Origin of the sequence: Acinetobacter sp. HA (genome assembly GCF_000264725.1) — a bacterium.
Lineage (GTDB): Bacteria > Pseudomonadota > Gammaproteobacteria > Pseudomonadales > Moraxellaceae > Acinetobacter > Acinetobacter schindleri.
The window spans coordinates 88,122-110,571 of the sequence record NZ_AJXD01000095.1 but is presented as its reverse complement, the minus strand read 5'-3'; the positions used below and the strand labels follow the sequence as shown (position 1 = coordinate 110,571).

At 38.2% G+C, this 22,450-nt stretch carries 24 protein-coding genes; 12 read left to right on the top strand and 12 right to left on the bottom strand.

What is annotated here, in order from left to right:
• Positions 1 to 2 precede the first annotated feature (2 nt).
• The 12 genes from HADU_RS12780 to rfbB all read right to left on the bottom strand — a co-directional run bounded on the left by HADU_RS12780 (position 3) and on the right by rfbB (position 11,124).
• Complete coding sequence (locus HADU_RS12780) at positions 3 to 1,112, bottom strand: hypothetical protein (protein WP_008307045.1); 1,110 nt, start codon at positions 1,110 to 1,112, stop codon at positions 3 to 5.
• Positions 1,102 to 2,175 carry a glycosyltransferase gene (locus HADU_RS12775; RefSeq protein WP_008307044.1) on the bottom strand — a complete coding sequence of 358 codons (1,074 nt, stop codon included), beginning with the start codon at positions 2,173 to 2,175 and terminating at the stop codon, positions 1,102 to 1,104. The genes HADU_RS12780 and HADU_RS12775 overlap by 11 nt, the downstream gene beginning before the upstream one ends.
• A gap of 36 nt (positions 2,176 to 2,211) precedes the next feature.
• Positions 2,212 to 3,300, bottom strand: a complete 1,089-nt coding sequence (locus HADU_RS12770) for a glycosyltransferase (protein WP_008307043.1) — start codon at positions 3,298 to 3,300, stop codon at positions 2,212 to 2,214.
• A 274-nt stretch (positions 3,301 to 3,574) separates the two neighbouring features.
• Positions 3,575 to 3,790, bottom strand: coding sequence for a glycosyltransferase family 52 (locus HADU_RS16110; RefSeq protein WP_008307041.1), 216 nt, complete (start codon positions 3,788 to 3,790; stop codon positions 3,575 to 3,577).
• A 127-nt stretch (positions 3,791 to 3,917) separates the two neighbouring features.
• Positions 3,918 to 4,823, bottom strand: coding sequence for a glycosyltransferase (locus tag HADU_RS12760; protein ID WP_081399014.1), 906 nt, complete (start codon positions 4,821 to 4,823; stop codon positions 3,918 to 3,920).
• A 1-nt stretch (position 4,824) separates the two neighbouring features.
• Positions 4,825 to 6,081 carry an O-antigen translocase gene (locus tag HADU_RS12755; protein WP_008307036.1) on the bottom strand — a complete coding sequence of 419 codons (1,257 nt, stop codon included), beginning with the start codon at positions 6,079 to 6,081 and terminating at the stop codon, positions 4,825 to 4,827.
• A 5-nt stretch (positions 6,082 to 6,086) separates the two neighbouring features.
• Complete coding sequence (locus HADU_RS12750; RefSeq protein ID WP_008307034.1) at positions 6,087 to 7,202, bottom strand: DegT/DnrJ/EryC1/StrS family aminotransferase; 1,116 nt, start codon at positions 7,200 to 7,202, stop codon at positions 6,087 to 6,089.
• Positions 7,203 to 7,838, bottom strand: a complete 636-nt coding sequence (locus HADU_RS12745; RefSeq protein ID WP_008307032.1) for an HAD family hydrolase — start codon at positions 7,836 to 7,838, stop codon at positions 7,203 to 7,205.
• Positions 7,838 to 8,782 (bottom strand): ATP-grasp domain-containing protein, encoded by a 945-nt coding sequence (locus HADU_RS12740; RefSeq protein WP_008307030.1) that lies wholly within the window; start codon positions 8,780 to 8,782, stop codon positions 7,838 to 7,840. Before HADU_RS12740 ends, HADU_RS12745 begins: the two co-directional genes overlap by 1 nt.
• A 4-nt stretch (positions 8,783 to 8,786) precedes the next feature.
• Positions 8,787 to 9,185 carry a sugar 3,4-ketoisomerase gene (locus HADU_RS12735; protein ID WP_008307028.1) on the bottom strand — a complete coding sequence of 133 codons (399 nt, stop codon included), beginning with the start codon at positions 9,183 to 9,185 and terminating at the stop codon, positions 8,787 to 8,789.
• Complete coding sequence (gene rfbA / locus HADU_RS12730; protein ID WP_008307026.1) at positions 9,182 to 10,066, bottom strand: glucose-1-phosphate thymidylyltransferase RfbA; 885 nt, start codon at positions 10,064 to 10,066, stop codon at positions 9,182 to 9,184. Before rfbA ends, HADU_RS12735 begins: the two co-directional genes overlap by 4 nt.
• The gene (gene rfbB, locus HADU_RS12725; RefSeq protein WP_008307025.1) at positions 10,066 to 11,124 is read right to left on the bottom strand and encodes a dTDP-glucose 4,6-dehydratase; all 1,059 of its coding nucleotides are present in this window, start codon (positions 11,122 to 11,124) and stop codon (positions 10,066 to 10,068) included. Before rfbB ends, rfbA begins: the two co-directional genes overlap by 1 nt.
• A 356-nt stretch (positions 11,125 to 11,480) precedes the next feature.
• Between rfbB and HADU_RS12720 the strand changes: the two genes are divergently transcribed.
• The 12 genes from HADU_RS12720 (at position 11,481) to HADU_RS12665 (ending at position 22,443) form a co-directional block, all read left to right on the top strand.
• Positions 11,481 to 12,584: a polysaccharide biosynthesis/export family protein gene (locus HADU_RS12720; protein ID WP_004814139.1), complete on the top strand. Its 1,104-nt coding sequence runs from the start codon at positions 11,481 to 11,483 to the stop codon at positions 12,582 to 12,584.
• Positions 12,584 to 13,012: a low molecular weight protein-tyrosine-phosphatase gene (locus HADU_RS12715; RefSeq protein ID WP_004814137.1), complete on the top strand. Its 429-nt coding sequence runs from the start codon at positions 12,584 to 12,586 to the stop codon at positions 13,010 to 13,012. Before HADU_RS12720 ends, HADU_RS12715 begins: the two co-directional genes overlap by 1 nt.
• Positions 13,013 to 13,029: 17 nt before the next feature.
• Positions 13,030 to 15,213 carry a polysaccharide biosynthesis tyrosine autokinase gene (locus HADU_RS12710; RefSeq protein ID WP_008307024.1) on the top strand — a complete coding sequence of 728 codons (2,184 nt, stop codon included), beginning with the start codon at positions 13,030 to 13,032 and terminating at the stop codon, positions 15,211 to 15,213.
• Positions 15,214 to 15,359: 146 nt separating this feature from the next.
• Complete coding sequence (locus HADU_RS12705) at positions 15,360 to 16,802, top strand: capsule assembly Wzi family protein (protein ID WP_008307022.1); 1,443 nt, start codon at positions 15,360 to 15,362, stop codon at positions 16,800 to 16,802.
• 228 nt (positions 16,803 to 17,030) lie between these two features.
• On the top strand, positions 17,031 to 17,735 hold the full coding sequence (locus HADU_RS12700) for an FKBP-type peptidyl-prolyl cis-trans isomerase (protein WP_005220396.1): 705 nt from the start codon (positions 17,031 to 17,033) through the stop codon (positions 17,733 to 17,735).
• Between the two features lie 49 nt (positions 17,736 to 17,784).
• Entirely contained in the window at positions 17,785 to 18,474 is a 690-nt protein-coding gene (locus HADU_RS12695) for an FKBP-type peptidyl-prolyl cis-trans isomerase (RefSeq protein WP_008307019.1), read from the top strand.
• A gap of 116 nt (positions 18,475 to 18,590) precedes the next feature.
• Positions 18,591 to 19,349, top strand: coding sequence for a dienelactone hydrolase family protein (locus HADU_RS12690; protein WP_264653532.1), 759 nt, complete (start codon positions 18,591 to 18,593; stop codon positions 19,347 to 19,349).
• A gap of 36 nt (positions 19,350 to 19,385) precedes the next feature.
• Complete coding sequence (locus HADU_RS12685; protein ID WP_264653531.1) at positions 19,386 to 19,790, top strand: HIT family protein; 405 nt, start codon at positions 19,386 to 19,388, stop codon at positions 19,788 to 19,790.
• A 158-nt stretch (positions 19,791 to 19,948) separates the two neighbouring features.
• On the top strand, positions 19,949 to 20,977 hold the full coding sequence (gene mutY / locus HADU_RS12680) for an A/G-specific adenine glycosylase (RefSeq protein WP_008307012.1): 1,029 nt from the start codon (positions 19,949 to 19,951) through the stop codon (positions 20,975 to 20,977).
• Between the two features lie 109 nt (positions 20,978 to 21,086).
• On the top strand, positions 21,087 to 21,590 hold the full coding sequence (locus HADU_RS12675) for a M23 family metallopeptidase (protein WP_376746327.1): 504 nt from the start codon (positions 21,087 to 21,089) through the stop codon (positions 21,588 to 21,590).
• A 15-nt stretch (positions 21,591 to 21,605) separates the two neighbouring features.
• Complete coding sequence (locus tag HADU_RS12670) at positions 21,606 to 21,851, top strand: hypothetical protein (protein WP_008307008.1); 246 nt, start codon at positions 21,606 to 21,608, stop codon at positions 21,849 to 21,851.
• Positions 21,852 to 21,867: 16 nt separating this feature from the next.
• Positions 21,868 to 22,443: a DNA-3-methyladenine glycosylase I gene (locus tag HADU_RS12665; protein WP_008307007.1), complete on the top strand. Its 576-nt coding sequence runs from the start codon at positions 21,868 to 21,870 to the stop codon at positions 22,441 to 22,443.
• Positions 22,444 to 22,450 lie beyond the last annotated feature (7 nt).

Sequence of the window (22,450 nt, the reverse complement as noted above, 5' to 3'; positions counted from 1 at the left end):
TATTAACCCTGCTTAGTATTAGATGACACTATGTTATCGGAAAATCCTCTAAACGATAATTTAAGTCGTAGAATATAGAAAAAACATATATAAATAACTAAATAATTATATAACCTCAAACGAACAGCCGTTCCGAGATTATCATTTCCAATTAACCATACACTCGCATATAAAACAAAAAAAATGATTAAAAAGCGTATAAAACTATCTGCATAATTAATATTTTTTAATATATAGGTCATCATAAATAAAGCAGGTAATGTTTCAATTACAAACAATAAAACAGCAAAAGGATTAACTAAATATAATCCAAAAAGTTGACCTAAAGTACTTAAAACAAAGTTAGGAATGAACAACACAGGATTAGAGAAATCCAACCCTAAGTTACTCCCACCCTGCATATCTTCTTCAAATATTTCACGGTAATCCGTAATACGTTCAAACAAACCAAGATAGTTTGCTACAAACAATGCAAAAAAATATAAAATAGCAAATAAAAAAATACGTTTTTTTGTCAGCTTAATTTTCCATAAAAATAAAGCCAGTAAAAATGCGTAACCTAAATAAGGGCGCAAAGCCAACAAAAACAATCCTATTAAAATTGCTAATATATAAAAAAATGAAAAAACAATAAGGTTATTACTATTTAAAGAATTTTTAACAATTAAGCAACCTACCAAAAAAGAGAACACCATAAATACGTCACGATAAATATCGAATGTATAGAAAAAAAGTGTAGGATAGATAAGACACAGTAAAAAGCTGTATAAATAATATTTCTGATCTTTTTTAAAATTGAGTCCAGACAACTTAGCCACTAAAATAGGAATTATAAATAAGTTTAAAAATAAAAATAAATAAGACATTCCCTCTCGAGAATACAAGCCTAAGTCATTAAAAAACCTTAAAATGACAGGCCAAATATTTACAGCAAAGTCATCATAGCCCAAAGCATAGGCATCATAATAATCTGAGTCGTTACCACCACCCAAACCAAGAGATATAAATTTATTTTTTATTAAGAAATAAAAACAAAGCTTTAAAAAAACCAAGCAAACAATACAGGAAAATAAAGCTTTATTTGATATTCTTTTTAAAATATTATTTATCATATAGATATACCCATTTTTCAACTATTTTTTCTAATGAAAAATTTTTCTCTATATGACATAAATTTTTTATAATATTTTTATTTTTTTCTTCTTGAGAGAGGCTTAAGGCATAATACATTTTTTCTGCTAATATATTTAAATTTGATGAGGGTACTAAGAATTGATTATTATTTAAAACTTCAGCAACCCCTCCACAATCTGTAGCAACAACTAAAGTCTTACATGCCATGGCCTCAGCAACAACCAAACCAAATCCTTCATACTTAGATGATAATACAAATAAATCTGCAGCACTCATTAAATCTGGGATATCACTGCGTCTTCCTAATAAATAAATATCTTGCTTTAAATCCAACTCATCAATAATTATTTCAATTTCTGAACGTAGTTCCCCATCCCCGGCAATAATCAATTTAATATCTCTAATACTCTTATTTTTTAAAGTTTTAAAAGCATGGAATAAATTTGGGTAATCCTTCGCCTCACTAAAACGTCCTACTGCTAGAATCAAATAAGAGTTTTTATTTATATTAAGTTCATTCAGAATTTTATTTTTGGCTTCTGAGTTATAAAAAAACCTACTCAGATCTATTCCATTATATGTTGTGATGATATCCGAGTCTGGCACCGCTTTTTTTTCGATAAATGCCTGTACTGCTTCGTTACTAACATTAGTAGTTAAATCAGCTAGATTATGTGTAAATCTGTACGCAAGCATTCTCGATCCCCCACCTTCATCACTACTATGCGCAGTACAAATAAGTTTCTTTATAGGGGTAGTGATTCGAACGAGGCGCGTAAAAATATTAGCATGTACCATATGTGAATGAACAACATCCGGTTCAAAATTTTTAATTATTTTAGAAAGTTTAGTATAAGCAAGAGGAAATAACAGCAAACTATTTAAATTAATTTTAATTAATTCAATTTCTTGGTAACGAGGCTTTGTTAAAATATCTCCAGTTAGATAAGCAATTTTAACATCATTCCCTTTTTCATGCATTTTGTCTGCCAAATCACAAACAACTCGCTCTGCGCCACCTTGACCCAGTCCAGTAATCACATATAAAAATTTTCATTAAAATACCTTGAAATAATTTCAACTGTCTTTAGAAAAAAAAATTTTCCATTTTTCTATGATATTACTTATGAAAAAATTTTCACTTTTTTCATAAGCATTTAATGCTAAATCCCTAGACCTATTTTCCTCTAAGATTGCTTTTTCTAAAAAATTGGAAAATAATTCTATATTGTCATTTTCAATTAAATATCCACAATTATTATCAATAATATTTCTAGGTCCTGTTGGACAGTCAAAAGCTATAACTAATGATCCTACAGACATCGCCTCAAGAAGCACCATTGGAAAACATTCAAAATGTGAAGTCATTGCATAAATCTTAGAGTTATTTAATATTTCTAAAATATCAGAAGTTGCAGGTTTAATAAAAAAAGTATCTTGCACATGATTTTTAACAATTAAACTATTAAGCTGATGTAATACATTTACATCAGGCTCTCCATAAATTTCTACTGTCCACTCAGGAAATTTTTTATGAATATTACTCCATATTTTTATTAATCGGTCGAATCCCTTAACATGTACAATTCTACCAGCAGCAACAATACGATTTTTTTTTGAAAAATATTCTATGGAATTAATTGCATAATTTTGAATAGGGTTTGGAATAACAATTTTATACTTTATAAAGCTTGCTAGTTTCAGCTCTTCTTCCGTTAAGAAGATATGTTTATCAAATCTTCTCATAATGTATCTTTTTAATCTATTAGGCGGTGATTGGTGTAAACTTGCATGATGCTCTAAAACTAGGTTTCCAGTAAAAAATAAGAACGATAATAGATAGAAGCTATGTGTACCTATTACATTAATTGTAAATTCAGGTTTAATTTTACGTAAAAAAAATTGCATCTTAATAATAAAGAAAATTGTCTTAAGAATATTCTTAAGATTTAATTTCAAACTATTATCTTCTTTTCTCTCAAACGATAAATTAAGATCAATATGATTAACACCTTCTAGATCACCATAATAGAATGGATTATCTCCATTTTCTAAAGTAATTAAGTAAATTTCATAAGATTTACTTAATTCAATTAATCTATGATAAATTGTTCTCTCAATGCCACCAGCTTTATACATTTGATTTAAGACAAATACCAGCTTCATAAAACTACTCTACACTTATTAAATTTAACTTAGAATTGAAATCAAATAGCTCATATAAACCACTTTAATTCTCTTTTAAAAAATCATTTATTAAACAATAAATTTTAACATTAGGAGTTTCATCTACATTAGACCTCTTGCGAAAGTATCGTTTACCTAATTTTTGAACTGGCTAAAACCTTATAAAATGTAGCTTTAGGCTGTTTAAATTTTGACTAACGCAAGAAGTCTATTTATTGCTGCCGTGCTAAAAAAAGTGTATATGTTAATTTTTTCATACTCCAAAAAAAAGGTTAACAACATAATCCTCAAAGACGTAGTCACTATTTATGATTTCCACTTCCTTGTCTAGATTGTAGTTCTCTCTAAGATGCGGAAAATACACATCAATGTTAAACTTTTTCAAAATAGCAACAATATAATCTTTATTATAATTGTTATTTAAGTCATACATTTGAAGAGTAACATCTGTGACTTCTTCTTCAATCAACTTTTTGCTCAGTAATTTTATGCGGATAACTTTTATATGAAGTTTACTAGGATAGATAAGCTTAGGTTTTTCATGCGTTTTTTTAAACTATCTCATATCCAATAAATTTAATTTCTTTAACCAGCCTCTAAGGAATAACCAATCTATATAATAACCTTGCAAAATATATCTGTGCAGATTTGCTAAAAAGTATTCTCTTATAATTCATCAAACTAACCTGAAAGGCTTTTAAAGAACGAACTTTATTTTCTCTCAATACATCATGTGCATACATTAGATAACTTAATGAAACTGATTCGTTATAATTATCCAATTCCATGTAACTTCGTAATACCTTTAATCTTTCATTATGCATCAAGTAGAAATTTTTACTTGAATTAGTCTCATGATCTCTATACTTAACGAAACAATCTTCTAAACTATCTAAATAAAACTCATTTGAGAAAGTGAGTTTAAGCCACATATAATAATCTTCTATTTTTACATCTTCATCGTAATAACCAACTTTCCTAATTAAATTTAATCTCAGAAGTTGAGTTGGAGCAAGAATAGTATAATCCTGAAGAAAGATATCTTTAAATTTATTACGTTTAAATAAAAGTCTAGATTCTCTAAGGTGATGTGATTTATTGTCTATATAAATAACATTACCAAATACGCCTGCACACTTTACATTGCTAGGGCTTTCCAAATATTCTACTTGTATACCTATTTTACTTGTTAATAAAATATCATCCGATGCAATTGCTGAATAATACGATCCTTGACACCATCCTAACGCTTCATTAAGAGTCGCACTTAGTCCTTTATTAGCACGAGTGCGGAATTCAAATCTTGTAAATCTTTCTTTGCAAGCAGATATCATTTCCTGAATTTTCGCTACCGAATTATCTTTCGAACCATCATCTATAATAATTAATTCAATATTTTGATAAGTTTGTTCAATAACACTTTGAATGCATTCTTGCACAAAGTTTTCATGGTTATAACAAGGAATAACTACTGAAACCAATGGCTGATTACTCTGATTCAATTTAACCTCTTTGTCTCTCTAAAGTCCCAAATATAAAATAGCCCATTACCAGCCAATACAAAGCATAATTTACTAAATGAGCAATCGAAACACCTTCAAAACCGAAAAGCTTACTACATACATAGGTCAATCCCATAGAAGATAAAGCAAATAATATTTCTGTGGTGACAAACAACTTTGTCATCGCCTTACTTAGCATCAAATAAGCCAATATCCAGCTTCCAATTTTAAGCGAATCACCTATCATTTGCCATAAAAATAAATTACGCATTGGCATAAATTCATGACTAAATAACAGGGTAATAATCCAGTCACGTAAAATATAGACCACCAACCCACCAACTAAAGCTAAAGGGAAGATAAACTTATAAGCTAAATATACTTCTTTCTTAATTTCATCTAAATGCGTCAATTCAGCTAGTCTAGGTAAGTAATAAACGCCTAATGTTGTCGTGACCAACATCAAATATGCTGCACTTAAGCGAATCATCGCTTCCCAATAACCTGCGTAATTTAAACCAAACTCTTGTGACAAATAAGAACGGATTACCATTTGTGACAAAGGCACACAAATTGCACTCACTAGTGCCATAAGCGCAAAAGCCGCAAAATTTTTAGCAATTTGTGGCTCAATTCGTCCAAATAAATATGAAATTTTGAACCAATTGACTTTATAACATAAAAATAACGTTACAAAAAAAGCAATAGATTGATAAATTGATAACGCGATTAAAGCACCATACAAATGATATTGAACAGCTAAAAACCCTGTTACTAATAAAGAAAGTATGCTTCCAGCAATATTTGCAACAACTAGTTTTAAAACCTCCTTCTTGCCATTTAAAATAGCTAAAAAGAGCGCATTTAAATTAAATAAAACCAAAAAAGCGGAAAACCACGCAAAAACAGACTGATACGCTGTAGTCTGAAAAATATACAACGACAATTGTTTTTGGAAAATAAGAATAATGAACGAAAAAATAAAACTAAAAATAAGCACTAAACTGCCAGCTGCTCGCCAAACCGAAATTTGTTTATGCTCGTTCTCATGATATTCAGCAGTATATTTTATCACTGCTGTATTAATCGCGCTTCCTGCAAAAGTTGTGACCATTTGTATAAAGTTTTGAAACTGCCCAATTGCGGCATAGCCTGCAGGACCAACATATACAGCTAAAATTTTATTCAAAATAAACATTGTGGCTGTTTTAATTAAAACAGCCACCCCGTTTAATGCGCTCGTCTTTAGCAGATTCATTACTTTTAATCTTGAAATTGATTACATAAAGTGATGACTCTCTCAGCATCAGCTACAGACAGAGTTGGTCCCATTGGTAAGCTCAATACTTCTCTATGTATCTGTTCAGAAATTGGATAATTCAAATTATTCCATTCTTTATATGCTTGTTGTTTATGTGGTGGAATTGGATAATGGATTAATGTTTGAACACCATGATTTAATAGATACTGTTGTAAAGCTTCACGCTGATTGCTACGAATTACAAATAAATGCCAAACATGCTGCTCATAAGATTCAGCATTAATTCCATTCAATGGGAGCTGAATTAAAGGATTTTTGATTCCATTTACATATAAGTTCGCAATATGACGTCTATGCTGAGTTTCTTGATCCAAGTAATTGAGCTTGACATCTAGCATTGCTGCCTGAATTTCATCTAATCGACTATTTACACCTGGAACTAAATTTTTATACTTTTCATGCGAGCCATAGTTACGCAACGCTTTTAACATGGTCGCTAACTCTGCATCATTGGTCGTGACTGCTCCTGCATCACCTAATGCACCTAAATTTTTTCCAGGATAAAAACTAAAACCTGAAGCATCGCCCCAGTTTCCTGCTTTTTTACCTTGTATTTGTGCCCCGTGGCTTTGTGCAGAGTCTTCTAAAACCAATAAATTGTGTTGTTTAGCAATTTGCATAATTTCTGGCATTGCAGCCAATTGACCATATAAATGGACAGGTAAAATCACTTTGGTTTTAGCCGTTATTGCTTCTTTTATTTTTATAGGATCAATATTGTAGGTAGAAATATTTGGCTCAACTAAAACTGGCGTCAAGTTATTTGCTGTAATGGCAAGAATGCTAGCAATATACGTATTAGATGGAACAATAACTTCATCTCCATCTTTAAGTTTGCCAAGCTCTTTCCAAGCACGTAAAGTTAAAATTAATGCATCCAGACCATTAGCCACGCCAATTGCAAATTTTGTACCGCAATAGTGTGCAAAATTTTGTTCAAATTTTTCTAATTCTTTTCCACCAATATACCAACCCGAATCAATAACGCGTGTACAGGCTTCAATCAACTCATTTCTGTATTGTTGATTAATATTTTTTAAATCTAAAAAATTGATCACTTAATTAACAACCTTTATATATTCAAATACTGTATTCAGATCAGAGAAAATATTTTCTACACCACATTTTTTCAGGAACAACTCATCTCTCATACCTGTGTCTAAACCAATAAATTCAACATCAGAAGATAAGGCTGCCTTAAAATCACTCTCAGTATCACCGATAAAGAATGATGGTTTAAGTTTTTTTAAAATCTTACTTTTTTCTTCTGAAGCAAATTTTGGATCAACAACATAGTAATTCTGAAAAAAACCATTAATACCAAACCGGTTTAGTTGTTGCTCTAAAGTAATACGGTTACTCCTTGCAGTAATCAAATACAAGTTATAATTTTTTGAGGATTTATGCAAAAAATCCAGTGATTGTTCGTAAAGCTTATCATAATCAGACCAATATTTAGTCTCTACTAACTCCACCCATGTTCTACAGACTCTGACTAAGATGTCCTCAGCAACATGGAGTTTTCTCAAAGCATGGGCATTGTTTGAACCTGAACGCTTTTCATCCCACAAGTAATTTATCTGCTCATTACTTAAATATATTCCGTGGCTTTTACATATTGCGATCATCAATTGTATATGCTTATTTCGAGGAGAGATTAACGTGCCATCAAAATCTAGTGCTATAGCGTGCATTAAATTATCTTCATCACATATTCTGAATACTGTCTAGTCAAATATATTTCTTGACCATGTGGCATCTGTTTAAGAAACAGATTATAATCCAAACCTTTTCTGCATGCATATGCAGCTAATAAAACATCATAACCCGCTGCACAAGTGAGTGCAGTTCCTGCTCCATGTCTTAAGTTGAGGTCTGTAACTACCCAATTGGGCCCCGATTTCATTACTTGGAAACAAATAGTGCCTTTTTGCTCCAACGCTTCACCAATTTTTTTGGCGATGCCATCTAAAACTTCATCAAAAAATAATTTTGCTTTAGTACAAACACCTGATTTAACTTCTATTCTTTCTCTACAATAGGAATAACCTATTTTCTTATCAAAATCGTAAAAACTGTCGACCGTGACTTCTGGCCCAGAACAGATTTCTTGAAAAATAAAATCTTCTGCTTCCAAATTAAGTAAATTGAATTCTGAGTAACTCGTAGCTTTTGCACCTATACTTCCGAAACCTTTTCTCGGTTTAATGAAGAATTTTTTTATTTCGGGTAAGTTCTCAATTTCGTATTTTTGAGGGACTTTAATTCCCTTAGAATTTAAAAAATAATCAGCTTGATCTTTATCAATGCAAACGGCAAATTTCTCATTTACCCACATATCTAAGTTAACAAATTCTTTTTTCAATTTAGAAGCAAGCAAAATTTCATCATTTAAAACAGGTATAAAAGTATCTATGTTATGCAATCTGATGATTTTTCTCACAGAGTCTTCAAATTCAGGATGATTTGATTTTGGAACTTGATAGAAATGATCGAGTAATAAAGAAGATGTGACTAGTTCTTTCGAATTTATATCAATACCTACTAAATTTATTTGATCGCCAAAATATGCTTTTAGTCTACTAATCATAGCGAAATTAGTACCTGTACCAACTGCACCAAGCAATATATTATTCATAAAATTAACCGTTAGCCTTCTCTAAAAAGTCACCGTAACAGCGAATATAATCATCTTCATTAAAATGATCACTCGCTAATACAAGAAGAATACAATCTTTAGAAAAATCATACATTTCTCGCCATATTAAACCCTCGATAATTAAACCTTGAGTCGGAGAATTTAAAACAACGTCTTCTCTACTATTTCCGTCATCCAAAATAAAACGACAACTTCCGTTTAAACATATAGCAACTTGTTTTAAGTCAATGTGAGCATGGAAACCACGAGACTGATTGGTTGTATTAAAAATATAATACAAACGCTTAATCTCAAAAGGAATGGATTGATTAGACTCTATTGCAACCAATCCCCCTCGCTGATCTCCCAAACTCGGCAAATCAATTAGTTTTATTAAACTCATATTAATTCATTCACCAATGAAATTAGATATTGACCATAGTCATTTTTACTCATGCTCTGACCAATGTCTAAAACCTGTTCTTTACTCAGCCAGCCATTATTCAGGGCAATTTCTTCTAAACACGCCACTTTATAGCCTTGACGTTTTTCAATAGTCTCTACAAACTGGGCTGCCTCAAGTAAGCTCGCATGTGTACCTGTATCTAACCATGCAAAACCACGTCCGAGCAATTCCACATTTAGATCACCGCGCTCTAAATACATCTGATTAACTGTGGTAATTTCTAATTCTCCACGCTCAGATGGCTTCACTTGTTTCGCAATTTCAATTACATCATTGTCATAAAAATACAAACCAGTGACTGCAAAATGAGACTTCGGTTGTTTAGGTTTTTCTTCTAGAGAAATTGCACGTTTCTGCTCATCAAATTCAACCACGCCAAAACGCTCAGGGTCTTTCACCTGATAGCCAAATACCGTCGCACCTTTTTGACGTGACACAGCCTGACGTAACATTGGGGTAAAACCTTGACCATAAAAAATATTGTCGCCAAGCACTAAGCAAACATTACTGTCCCCAATAAAGTTTTCACCAATAATAAATGCTTGTGCCAAACCATCAGGGCTAGGTTGGACGGCATATTCAAGCTGAATACCAAATTGAGCACCATCACCCAATAAACGCTTAAATCCATCAATATCTTCAGGAGTACTAATAATGAGTACTTCACGAATACCAGCAAGCATCAGCACTGAAAGCGGGTAATACACCATTGGCTTGTCATAAATAGGCAATAATTGCTTAGATACACCCTTAGTAATGGGATATAAACGTGTACCTGAACCGCCAGCTAAAATAATACCTTTTGTTGTATTTGACATTATGAATTTACACCTAATCTTTCGCGTTGGTAACTACCATCTTGCACTCGATGACACCAATCTAAATTATTTAAATACCACTCTACCGTTTTACGAATTCCAGTTTCAAAAGTTTCCGAAGGTGTCCAACCTAATTCATTTTGAATTTTTGTGGCATCAATTGCATAGCGTAAGTCATGCCCAGGGCGGTCTTTTACAAATGTAATCAGTGACTCATACGCTTGACCGTTGGTTTGTGGTTTTAATTCATCCAAAATTTTACAAATGGTTTTAACCACTTCTATATTCCGCTTTTCATTATGACCACCAATATTGTAGGTTTCACCCACTACACCTTCGGTCACTACTTTATATAAAGCACGTGCATGATCTTCTACAAATAACCAATCCCGAATTTGCTGACCATTCCCATATACAGGTAAAGGTTTGGCATCTAACGCATTTAAGATGACTAATGGAATCAACTTTTCTGGGAAGTGATACGGCCCATAATTATTTGAGCAGTTGGTGACTATAACAGGTAGGCCATAAGTTCTGTGCCAAGCACGGACTAAATGATCTGAACTGGCTTTAGAGGCAGAATATGGAGAGCTTGGCGCGTATGAAGTTGTTTCAGTAAATAAATCGGTCGTACCTTCTAGATCACCATAAACTTCATCAGTTGAAATATGATGAAAACGAAAGTTTTGTTGAGCTTCGGCGTCAAGTCCCATCCAATACTTTCGAGCAGCTTCTAATAAAGTATACGTTCCCACAATATTGGTTTGAATAAATGCTGCCGGGCCATCAATTGAGCGGTCTACATGTGACTCCGCAGCTAAATGCATAATTGCATTAGGCTGAAATGCATCTATTGCAGCTGTTATTTGCTCTGTATCGCAAATATCAATTTGTTTGAACTCATAGTTCGAGTGTTGATCAATTTCTTTTAACGATTCTAGATTACCTGCATAAGTCAGTTTATCTATATTCAGGACTTGGTTATTGGTATTTTGAATAATATGACGGATAACAGCTGAACCAATAAATCCCGCACCGCCAGTAATTAAAATTTTCATAGTAGACTTTTACTTCTTACGATTACCATAAAAAACTGTAAAGTAAAAAATTCCCAATATTTAAATAAATAGGGAAGAAACTGAACCGCTCGAATCATAACAGAGTTATATGTATATTCTGTTATGATTTTTAGCCAAAAAATCTAAAATACTTCCTTTTGTGTCGGTTTTTTGCAAATATTTTTTCTTTAATTTTGCGGTGTCTCACAATTTAGATACTTTTTGCCTCAATTTTCAGGTCATGCTTGCGTATACTTTCGCAATCTACTTACAATTTGTTATATACCCTTAAAATAACTTCGGTAAACTATTTTTTATTTTTTATGATTTTAGAAAAATCGAGAACGGGAATACGTGTGAGACAATTTAAATCTATAATTCTACTGTCTTTTCTGGTGACAGCAAGCGGGTGTGCGGTTACCTCCGGCTTACAGACCTATAACTTACCGGCAGAAGGTGTCTATCAAACAGACTTGGGGACTTCGGTGAATGTGGTCCGGCTTACTCAAGATACTGTACTCGGTTTGCAACCGGCAGTACAAAATATTCAGCAAGATTATGCTCACCTGTTTACCCAGTCACACCGTAACTATAGCCTTAGTCCAGGCGATATCCTGTCGATCTACTTATGGGCTTATCCTGAAATCACACCTGCTTCCACGAGTGTGAGTAGTGATGAGTCTGCACGCGCGAATGGTTATCAAATTGACCAAAGTGGCTATATTCAATTCCCGATTATTGGCCGTTATAAAGCTGCAGGCAAATCTTTAAGTCAGGTGAATCGTGAGCTGCGCAGTCAGCTATCGCGTTATTTAAAAACGCCAGATGTGGTAGCGCGGGTTCTGTCTTATCAGGGGCAGCGTTACTCGGTACAGGGCAATGTAATGAAAGGCGGCCAGTTCTATTTAAGTGACCAACCGACCAGTGTCTATACCGCTTTAGGTCTGGCCGGTGGTGTCAATGCCCAGCAAGGCAACAATGCTTCCATTACCTTGGTACGTCAGGGACAAACCTATCACTTAAACAGTATTGAACTGGAACAAGCTGGTTTCTCTTTACATAATCTGCTGATTCAACCCAATGACACCCTATATGTGAACAGCCGCGAAAACCAGAAAATCTATGTCATGGGTGAGTCGGGTAAAAACCAGTCTTTACCACTGCGTGATCAGGGCATGAGCCTGAGTGATGTACTCGGCGAAAGCGAAGGTCTCAATCCACTGTCGGCCAGCCGTAGCAAAATTTATGTGCTACGCAGTCAACCAAGTGGTGCGCAAACTGAAGTCTATCATCTGGATTTAAGCAGTATTGCCGACTTTGGTCTGGCCAATCAGTTTAAAATGCGCAGTAATGATATTGTCTATGTCGATGCATCGGGCCTTGCGCGCTGGCAACGTGTGGTGAATCAGCTTATTCCCTTCTCTAGCGTTGTTTATCAACTAGATAATTTGGGTAAATAATGAAAATTAACAATATTCTGGTGGTCTGTATTGGCAATATTTGCCGTAGCCCCATGGCGGAATACTTTTTAAAACAGGAATTTCCGCATTTACAAATTGAATCTGCCGGTATTTCCGGGCTGGTCGGTCATGCAGCCGATGACAAAGCCAGCCTGTGCATGCAGCGTTTAGGGATTGATATGAGCCCGCATGTGGCCCGAAAGCTGAATGCCGAGCTGGTCAAGAAAGCCGACCTGATTTTAGTGATGAGTCAGAATCAGCAAAAACATGTGGAACAGACCTGGCCCTTTGCCAAAGGTAAAACCTTTAGACTCGGCCACTGGCAAAGTAAAAATGTGGCCGATCCTTACCAGCATGATCAGGCGGTATTTGATGAAACCTGCCAGCTGATTCAGGCCTGCATTGCAGACTGGAAAAAATATATTTAACTTTCGAACAAAAGACTATGAGCCAAAATACCAATACAGAAGATACCATTGACCTGAAGGAATTATTTTTCTCCTTAATTGCCCAGTGGAAACTGATTGCTCTCTGTGTCATTTTAAGTTTGGTCTGTGCCTTACTTTATTTAAGAACCACACCAGACACCTATCAGGTCGATGCACTGGTTCAGGTCGAAGAAAATAAAGGGGCATCTGCAGCCTTACTCGGTGATTTGTCCGAGATGATTGAGCAGAAATCACCGGCTCAGGCCGAAATTGAGATTTTAAAATCACGTCTGGTCTTGGGTGACGTGATTGATCGCTTAAATCTAGACATTCAAGTTGCAGGAACAAAGAACTCCCTGCTTGACCGCCTGCTGAATCCGCATGATTATCGGACCGAATATTCAACCCGATCGGTTTTATTCAGAGATGGTGATCAAGCGTTTGATATCCGCCAGTTTGATATTCCACAGGCCTATTATGACAAGACTTTAGAACTACAATTTAAAGAACAACAGTTTAGTCTGATCGATCCAAGAACAGGCCAAGTGGTTTTTTCTGGTTTGTTAAACCGCAATAATCAGGCGACTCATGCGAGTGGAACCTGGAAGGTGGCGATTTTCAGCCAGGACCAGTTCCAGGACCGTTATCTCATCAGTAAACAGTCTCTGCCTGCTGCAGCAAATCGTTTACTGGCCAATTACTCGGTCGCAGAAAAAGGTAAAATGACCGGGATTCTGGGCTTAAATTATGAAGGCCAAGATAAAGCACATATTACCCAGGTACTGAATGCCATTCTGCAAGCATACAGTCAGCAGAACGTGGAACGTCGTTCAGCAGAAACGGCTCAAACGCTTAAGTTTCTGGAAGATCAGTTGCCTGAACTGCGTCAGCAGCTGGATGTGGCGGAACGTGAATTTAACCAGTTCCGTCAGCAGTCCAATACTGTCGATGTGACCAAAGAATCCGAGTTGTATTTAACTCAAAGTATTGCACTGGAAACCCAAAAGGCCCAGCTGGAACAGTCAGTTGCTGAGGCTTCAGCGAAGTATACCAGCGAACATCCGGTCATGCAGCAGATGGAAGCCCAACTGGCTGCGATCAATAGCAGAATTGCCGAGCTGAATGGAACCTTAAAACAGCTACCAGATTTACAGCGCCGTTACTTACAGCTGTATCGCGAAGTCGAAGTCAAACAGCAGCTATATACGGCCCTGCTCAACTCTTATCAGCAGTTAAGAATTGCCAAAGCGGGTGAAATCGGTAATGTGCGTATTGTCGATACCGCTGTTGAACCACTTAAGCCCATTGCGCCAAAAAAACTGCAGATTCTGATTCTGTCAATTTTCCTCGGTGGCTTCCTCGGCACCTTAATCGCACTGTTACGTAATATGATGCGCAGTGGTATTAAAGATGCAGCACAGATTGAGAATGAACTGGATATTCCTGTGTATGCCACAGTACCGCGCTCAGCAGTTCAAGAAAGCCGTGCCAAGCTGCTGAAAAAGAAAAAAGCAATTCCTATTCTTGCAGTTAAAGATAGTGACGATATTGCGGTAGAAAGCATTCGCAGTATCCGGACGACTATTCATTTCTCGCTGACGGAAGCCAAAAATAATATTATTGCTATCTCTGGCCCGGCCCCAGAAGTAGGTAAATCTTTTATTGCAGCAAATCTGGGTGCCATTCTGGCGCAGGGCGGTAAAAAAGTCCTGGTGATGGATGGTGATATGCGCCGCGGCTATTTACACAAGTATTTTAATCAGGATACAGCCCCAGGACTGTCTGAGCTTCTGCTGGGTACTCATACTTTGGAGCAAGTCATCAAGGCCGACAGCTATGAGGGTCTGTACTTTATTTCACGGGGTAAAAACCCATCTAATCCTGCAGAGTTATTAGGTTCACAAAAGTTCCAGGCACTTTTGAGCGAGTTATCTGCTCAGTTTGATCATATTCTGATTGATACGCCGCCTGCCCTGGCAGTCACAGATGGTGTGATCATTGCACAGTCTGCTGGTGTGAACCTGCTGGTGGTACGTCATGCCAAAACTCAGATGAAAGAGCTTGAATTGACCATCAACCGTTTTGAGCAGGCGAAAGTCAAAGTGAATGGTGTGATTCTGAATGATGTACAAAAAGGGGTGGCAAGTAGCTATGGTTATAATTATGCTTATGTATATACTGCAAATAAAGACAATGACTAATTCATTGTAAGCTTTGATTTCACATCCTGCCTTAAGCAGGGTGTGAAATCACCCTCTATTACATTTATCCCAAATGATCATTGTTGAAAAAATCAACTAAAAAACCTATCGTGGTTACAGTTTAAAACTCCTGAGAATTTACAAGAATGTTTAAATCGAAAACACTGCTCGCCAGCTTGGCATTAAGCTCCTCACTAACCTTTGCGCAAGGCATCGTTTTAAATGAGCAAAACCTGCGTACCGATTTAAACTGGTTAAATCAGCAAGGTGTGATTCAAATCAGCACTTCGACCTGGCCAATGAGTGGTGATGAAATTCAACGTGCCCTTTCTCAGGCAAAAGTTAGCAATAGTAATCAACAAAAAGTCATTGATTCTGTCATGGCTCACTTAAATACCAATAACCAGTTACTCAAAGCATCCTTGTTTGCAGAGACAGATCAAAAAAATATTCCTCAAGCCTTTGGTGACCAGCAAAAAGCTCAATATCAAGCAGGTATAGAGTTGAATACAGGTAATCAGAATTGGGATGCTAGACTTCGCGTGAATGCAGAAAAAGATCCCCAGATTGATCATGATCAAGATGTGAATGTTGAAGGGTCTTACCTCGCAGGTAAACTATGGAATCAATGGCTAATTGCTGGGCAAATCCCGACCTACTGGGGACCTGGCCATGATGGCAGCTTAATTCGGGGTGATGCCAGCCGCCCAATCTATGGCATTACTGCGCAGCGTGCCGAACAGCATGCTTTTGCAAATAAATGGCTATCCTGGATCGGACCTTGGCAATATCAAGCCTTTGCCGGACAACTAGATAACTACGATGCTGTACCTGATGCTAAGTTGATTGGTTTACGTGTCACCGCGCAACCTTTACCTTATTTGGAGCTGGGTGCTTCGCGAGCTATTCAATGGGGGGGAGAAGGAAGACCTGAAAGCCTAAGCTCACTTTGGGATGCTTTTGTCGGGAATAAAGACAATGGCGGCACAGGTGAACATGATCCATCAAATCAAATTGCGGGTTTTGATGCACGCTTAAATCTACAACCATTGCTACAAGTCCCAATGGGAATGTATGCACAATATGTTGGTGAAGATGAAGCCGGCGGCTTACCGGCCAAAAAAATGTATTTGGCTGGAGTCGATTATTCCTCTAGCTATAATAATATGCCTTTTCAGCTATATACCGAATGGGCAGACACCCGCACCAATGGCAAGGCCCAAGGTATTTCTTATAATCACAGTGTATATACCGATGGTTTTTACCAGCATGGTTATCCATTAGCGCATGCGATGGGTGGTGATGGGCAAATGATTTCTGTGGGTGGTGATATTCGTTTCGATCGCCTGAATCGTGTTAATGCACGAGTACTGTTTGCCAAGTTGAATGAATCCACCCGAACTACTAATTTAGCTTTTCCAGCGCAAGATAATTTAAAAGCTGTTGATGTGAGCTGGACCCATTATCTACGTCCCGATATTCCACTAAAATTAAATGGCTGGATCAGTAATTCAGACCTATATGGTAATGATGGCGGTGCATCGATTGGAATTGAATTTCCTTTAGAAAAAGGCTTATTTTCCTACTAAGTTCTTTTCAAAAGATACTTTTAGTTGTGACAATCATTGTTGCTAGACATTCTCGAACAATGATTAAAAGCTAAAATAAAAAACCAGCAATAGCTGGTTTTTTATTTTATAAAACTCTACCAAACGGCGATGTTTGCTTGCTAAAAAACCACCCATTCTGCAAGATTTCTTAAAAATTTCTGCTAAGATGGAACGAACATTAACGATAACATCATATTGGAATAATACATGAGTAAGGCCTTACCGATTGCTGTCGCTGTTCTTCTAGGCGGTGCTGCGCTCGTTCCTGTTTACTATGCAACTCAACATCCGGTAAATCAAACTTCTAAGGCATCTAAAGATGCATCTGCAGTTTCTAAGATCAGCTATGCTCTCGGTTATGAAGTCGCACATCAAACTCCACCAGAGCTGGATATCAATAGCTTCATTACTGGTGTTCGTGATGGCCATGCCCGTAATGAGGCAGCCTATAATGAAGAAGAGCTACAGGCAGCTTATGAGCAGTTCCAGAAGGATATGCAGCAAAAGCAGCTTGATGATGCTAAAAAGGCTCAGGCTTCAAGTGATTCTTTCCTGACTGAAAATGGGAAAAAACCTGGCGTCAAGACCACCGCTTCAGGCCTGCAATACCTGGTAACCAAAGAAGGTACAGGAAAATCACCTGCTGCAGATTCTATGGTCAAAGTTCACTATACTGGCAAGCTGGTTGACGGTACGGTATTTGACAGTTCAGTAGAACGTGGTGAACCGATCGAATTCCCACTGAATCAGGTCATTCCAGGCTGGACTGAAGGTCTACAGCTGATGAAAGAAGGTGGCAAAGCCACCTTATATATCCCATCTCAGCTCGGTTATGGTCAGCAAGGGGTACCAGGTACCATCCCGCCAAACAGCACCTTGATTTTTGATGTTGAACTCATCGAAGTAAAATAATACGGTTTAGGGAGAGCAATATGCTCTCCCTTGTTTTTGAGATACTAGAATGAAAATACAAATTAGTCTTGCTGCCCTGCTGTTATGTTCCGGTAGCTTATATGCCAAGGATATCACCACCAAAAGTACAGAAGCAGAACAGGTGGGTTACAGCTTTGGCTATCTTATGGGTCGCAATAATGCCGATTCATTAAAAGGTATCAATCTGGATGCTTTTAGTGCTGGACTGAAAGCTGCCGCAGCAGGGCAAAAAGCCAGCTTGACTGAAGAAGAAATGGCCAAGGTACTGATGCAATACAAGCGTCAGGCAGATGCTCGCGAGTTAATTGAGCTCAAGAAAACAGCTGAAGAAAATGCCAAAATTGGCCGTGAATTCCTGGCTGAAAATGCTAAAAAACCAGAGATTAAAACGACTAAATCAGGACTTCAATACCAGATCTTGCAAGATGGCAAAGGAAAATCGCCAAATGCGAACAGCAATGTCAAAGTACATTATGAAGGTCGTCTGATTGATGGTACTGTGTTTGACAGCTCAATTGCACGTAATCAGCCGGTTGTATTCAAGACCAGTCAGGTGATTATGGGCTGGACCGAAGGTCTGCAACTGATGAAACCTGGTGCCAAATACCGTTTCTTTATACCCGCAGAACTTGCTTATGGACAAATTGGTTCAGGTGATGTGATTGAACCGAATAGCACCTTGATCTTCGATATTGAACTGATTGAAGTCATGAAATAATCAAAAAGGAGATATCCGGGCATATCTCCTTTTTTTGACTAAAAAGAACAAATTAATCTGCTGTAATCCTGTGACATCTGTTTGGCTTTTGCTATGTTTATACTTTCATCCAAATACTGAGCAACAATAGAGGAACTTCCATGGCAGCAATAAAGACACGTGAGATTCAATATACGGCGCAGGATGGCAGCCAGCTAATTGGTTATTTTGCAGCGCCTGAATCCGATACGCCTGTTCCAGGTGTAATTGTGGCACCTGAATGGTGGGGGCGTAATGACTATACCGAACAGCGTGCCCGTGAACTGGCTGAACACGGCTATGCTGCCTTGGCGATTGATATGTATGGCGATAAAAAAGTCACTACGGCATCGAATCAAGCCTATGAATGGATGATGCAGACTTTTGAAGATCCCGATACGATTGTGAACCGTGCTACTGCTGCCCTGAATACCCTCGCGGCACAAGATGAAGTTGATGCAGATAAACTGGCCGCAATCGGTTTCTGTTATGGCGGTAAAGTCGCACTCGATCTGGCGCGTTCTAATGCCCCATTGCAGGCAGTGGCAACTTTCCATGCCAATCTGTCACCCAAAGCACCTGCTCAAGAAGGTCAGGTTCAGGCTGAAATTCTTGTCCTGCACGGTGAACAGGACAGCATGGTTTCACTAGATGATGTTGAAAGTTTCTGTAAGGAAATGCAGGCCGCCAATGTGAAACACGACGTGATCATTTTCAAAGAGGCCAAACATGGCTTTAGCAACCCGCTTGCCGATGAACGGGCCAAAGCCAATGGTGTAGACCTTGGTTACAATGCTGAAGCAGAAAAACAGAGCCTTGAGGCAATGTATGCCCTGCTGGCACGTCGCCTGGCGTAAAGAATATTTGTGCTACTTCACTCTGAGGGGGAGCGGATTAGTGTAAAAAATGATTATTCAAGAAGAAATAAGGAGAATGAAATGGCTGAGAACAACTGTCCATACTGCAACTATGACGAATATGATGTCATTGCCAAAAATGACTTTGGTGTGGTGTTGCCTGAACCGAATTCATTGTCCCAAGGGCATAGTGTAATCGTTCCACTGCGTCATGTGGCTTCCTTTTTTGAAATTACCGATAAGGAACGTAAAAGCTTGATGTCTTTGCTGGAACAGGCACGTAATGAACTGAATTTACGTTATCAGCCATCTGGCTTCCATGTAGGTTTTAATGATGGTGAGGTATTTAAGGCAAAGTCTGAACACCTGCATATTCACCTTATTCCACGTTATGAAGGCAAAGTGCTGAAACTGGATGCCCGTTGGGGAATTGAAGACTAAATTCAGTTTTTAGCTCAAGTTTTACCAGAGTGAATGAACTTCGGATCATTCACTTTTTTATTGCCTGATCTGCCTATTTACCTTGATACACTTTTCACCGATTCCTTTAGCTGAATCCGCTATAATGCCTTCCTGTTTCCCTGCCTTGTCCAGTATTCATGTTTGTATTTTCAGATGCGCTTTTAGAATGGTTTGATGTTCATGGCCGGCATGACTTGCCGTGGCAGGTAGCAGATGATCCCTACAAAGTCTGGGTCTCTGAAATTATGCTGCAGCAGACTCAGGTCAAAACGGTATTACAGTACTTTGACCGTTTTATTGCACGCTTTCCTACGGTTCAGGACTTGGGAACCGCGACCTGGGATGAAGTTGCCCCCTACTGGGCTGGACTTGGCTATTATGCCCGGGCACGTAATCTGCATAAAGCAGCTGGAATTGTAGCTAAGCAAGGTCATTTTCCTGAAACCCTGGAAGAATGGATTGCCCTGCCGGGTATTGGCCGCTCGACGGCTGGTGCATTGATGTCTTTAGGGCTACGTAAATATGGCGTGATTATGGATGGTAATGTCAAACGGGTTTTGTCGCGTTTCTTTGCCATTGAAGATGATCTGTCTAAGCCCATTCATGAACGTGCCATGTGGCAACTGGCTGAAGAGCTATGTCCTCACGAGCGTAATCATGACTATACCCAGGCAATTATGGATCTGGGAGCCACAGTTTGTACGCCCAAGAAACCGCTGTGTCTGTATTGTCCGATGCAACAGCATTGCCAGGCACATCAACAAGGCTTAGAAAACGAGCTGCCTTTTAAGAAAGCTAAAAAACCAGTACCGGTGAAATCTGCCCAGGTACTGATCTTACAATGTGGTGATCAATGGCTGTGGCAGCAACGTCCTAATACTGGACTTTGGGGTGGTCTGTGGTGCTTGCCGATTATCGAAGAAGTACATGAACTGGATATATTAAAACAGAGTCTAGGCTTAAAACAGTTCATACAAAAAGTCGAAATTTCGCATAGTTTTACCCATTTTACCTGGCAACTGGAAGGTCTGGTATTTGTCATTGATGCTGATCTGCAAGAGCATTTAGCTATTGAACTGAATGGCATCTGGCTGGAGCCAACCGCGGCAGTTCAGGCCGGCATCCCCACAGCAATGAAAAAATTGATCTCTGCAACTCAACTGTGACATATTTAGAAATACGAGATTTTTAACTTAATAATTTTGAATTTGATACAGGCGCACAAGGAAGGATGCTTTGCAGCACAATATTCGTTTTGCCATTATTTCTGTTTTGATGCTGCTATTGGCAGCGTGTAGCTCTACTCCCAAACAGCCGGGTTCTGCAGTACTAAATCCGATTCTGGTGCAGCAACTGAGGAATACAACAATGCCCTCCCGGCTGCCGATCCCGGTAGATAACATTAAGACACGCCAGCTCAAGGATACCTGGGGAGCTTCCCGCAGCAGTGGCCGCCTGCATGAAGGTATCGACATTATGGCTCCACGTGGAACCAAGGTTCTGAGTGCGACGGAGGGCCTGATTGCAGACTTACGCAATAACAATTTGGGTGGTAAAGTGATCTGGATACTCGGCCCGGGTGGAACCTGGCATTATTATGCGCATCTCGACGGGCATAAGCGCGGCTTGAGTGTCGGGGACTATGTCAAAAAAGGTCAGGTGATTGGCTATGTTGGCAATAGCGGTAATGCACGGCATACTGCGCCTCACCTGCATTATGGGCTTTATCTGCAGGGTAAAGGCCGTGGTGCGGTAAATCCCTATCCATATTTACGTTAATTTTAGGAAATGTACATGTCAGAAGCGTTGATCAACCGTCTGGTAGAATTTGCTGAGTCAGGCAATCAACAAAAAATCGTGCTCAATGACCAGACTTATCAGGGCTGGATTATGGAAATCACCGAAGATGCACTTCTGATCAGTACCGGTTATGCCGATAAGAGCGGCAAAGATGCCTGGATCCAGTTTAGTGATCTGGAGCAGGCAGAGTTGTCTTACTGGGATAACCAGCAAGATCAATGGACCACATTTAAACTCTAAAAATAAGGAGCATTACATGACCATTCAACGCTGTGGCTGGTGCTCCGATAATTCTCTTTATATTCAATATCATGACCAAGAATGGGGACAGGTTATTCTGGATGAACCGCGTCTGTTTGAAATGCTGTGTCTGGAAGGACAGCAAGCAGGATTGGCCTGGATCACGGTCCTGAAAAAGCGTGAAGCATACCGTGAACATTTCTTTCAATATTCTATTGCAACCATTGCTGCCTTTACAGATGAGCAACTCACAGCAAAACTGCAAGATGCTAGTCTGATCCGGCATATCGGTAAACTGACCGCAATTCGGGATAATGCCCGAGCCTGGCAACAGCTGAAATCTCAAGGTCATGATGTGGTCGAATGGTTATGGTCTTTTGCCTGGCAGCCGCGTTTAAATAATGATGTAGCAAATTATCGTCAGGCTCCGGCGCAAACTGCTGAAAGTCAGCACATGTCCAAAGCCTTGAAGAAAGCCGGTTTCAGATTTGTTGGTCCAACGATTTGTTATGCCTTTATGCAGGCAGTGGGCATGGTCGATGACCATGAAAATCACTGTCACTTTAAAAACAAGATCCTCTCATTCAAATAAGAGCTGA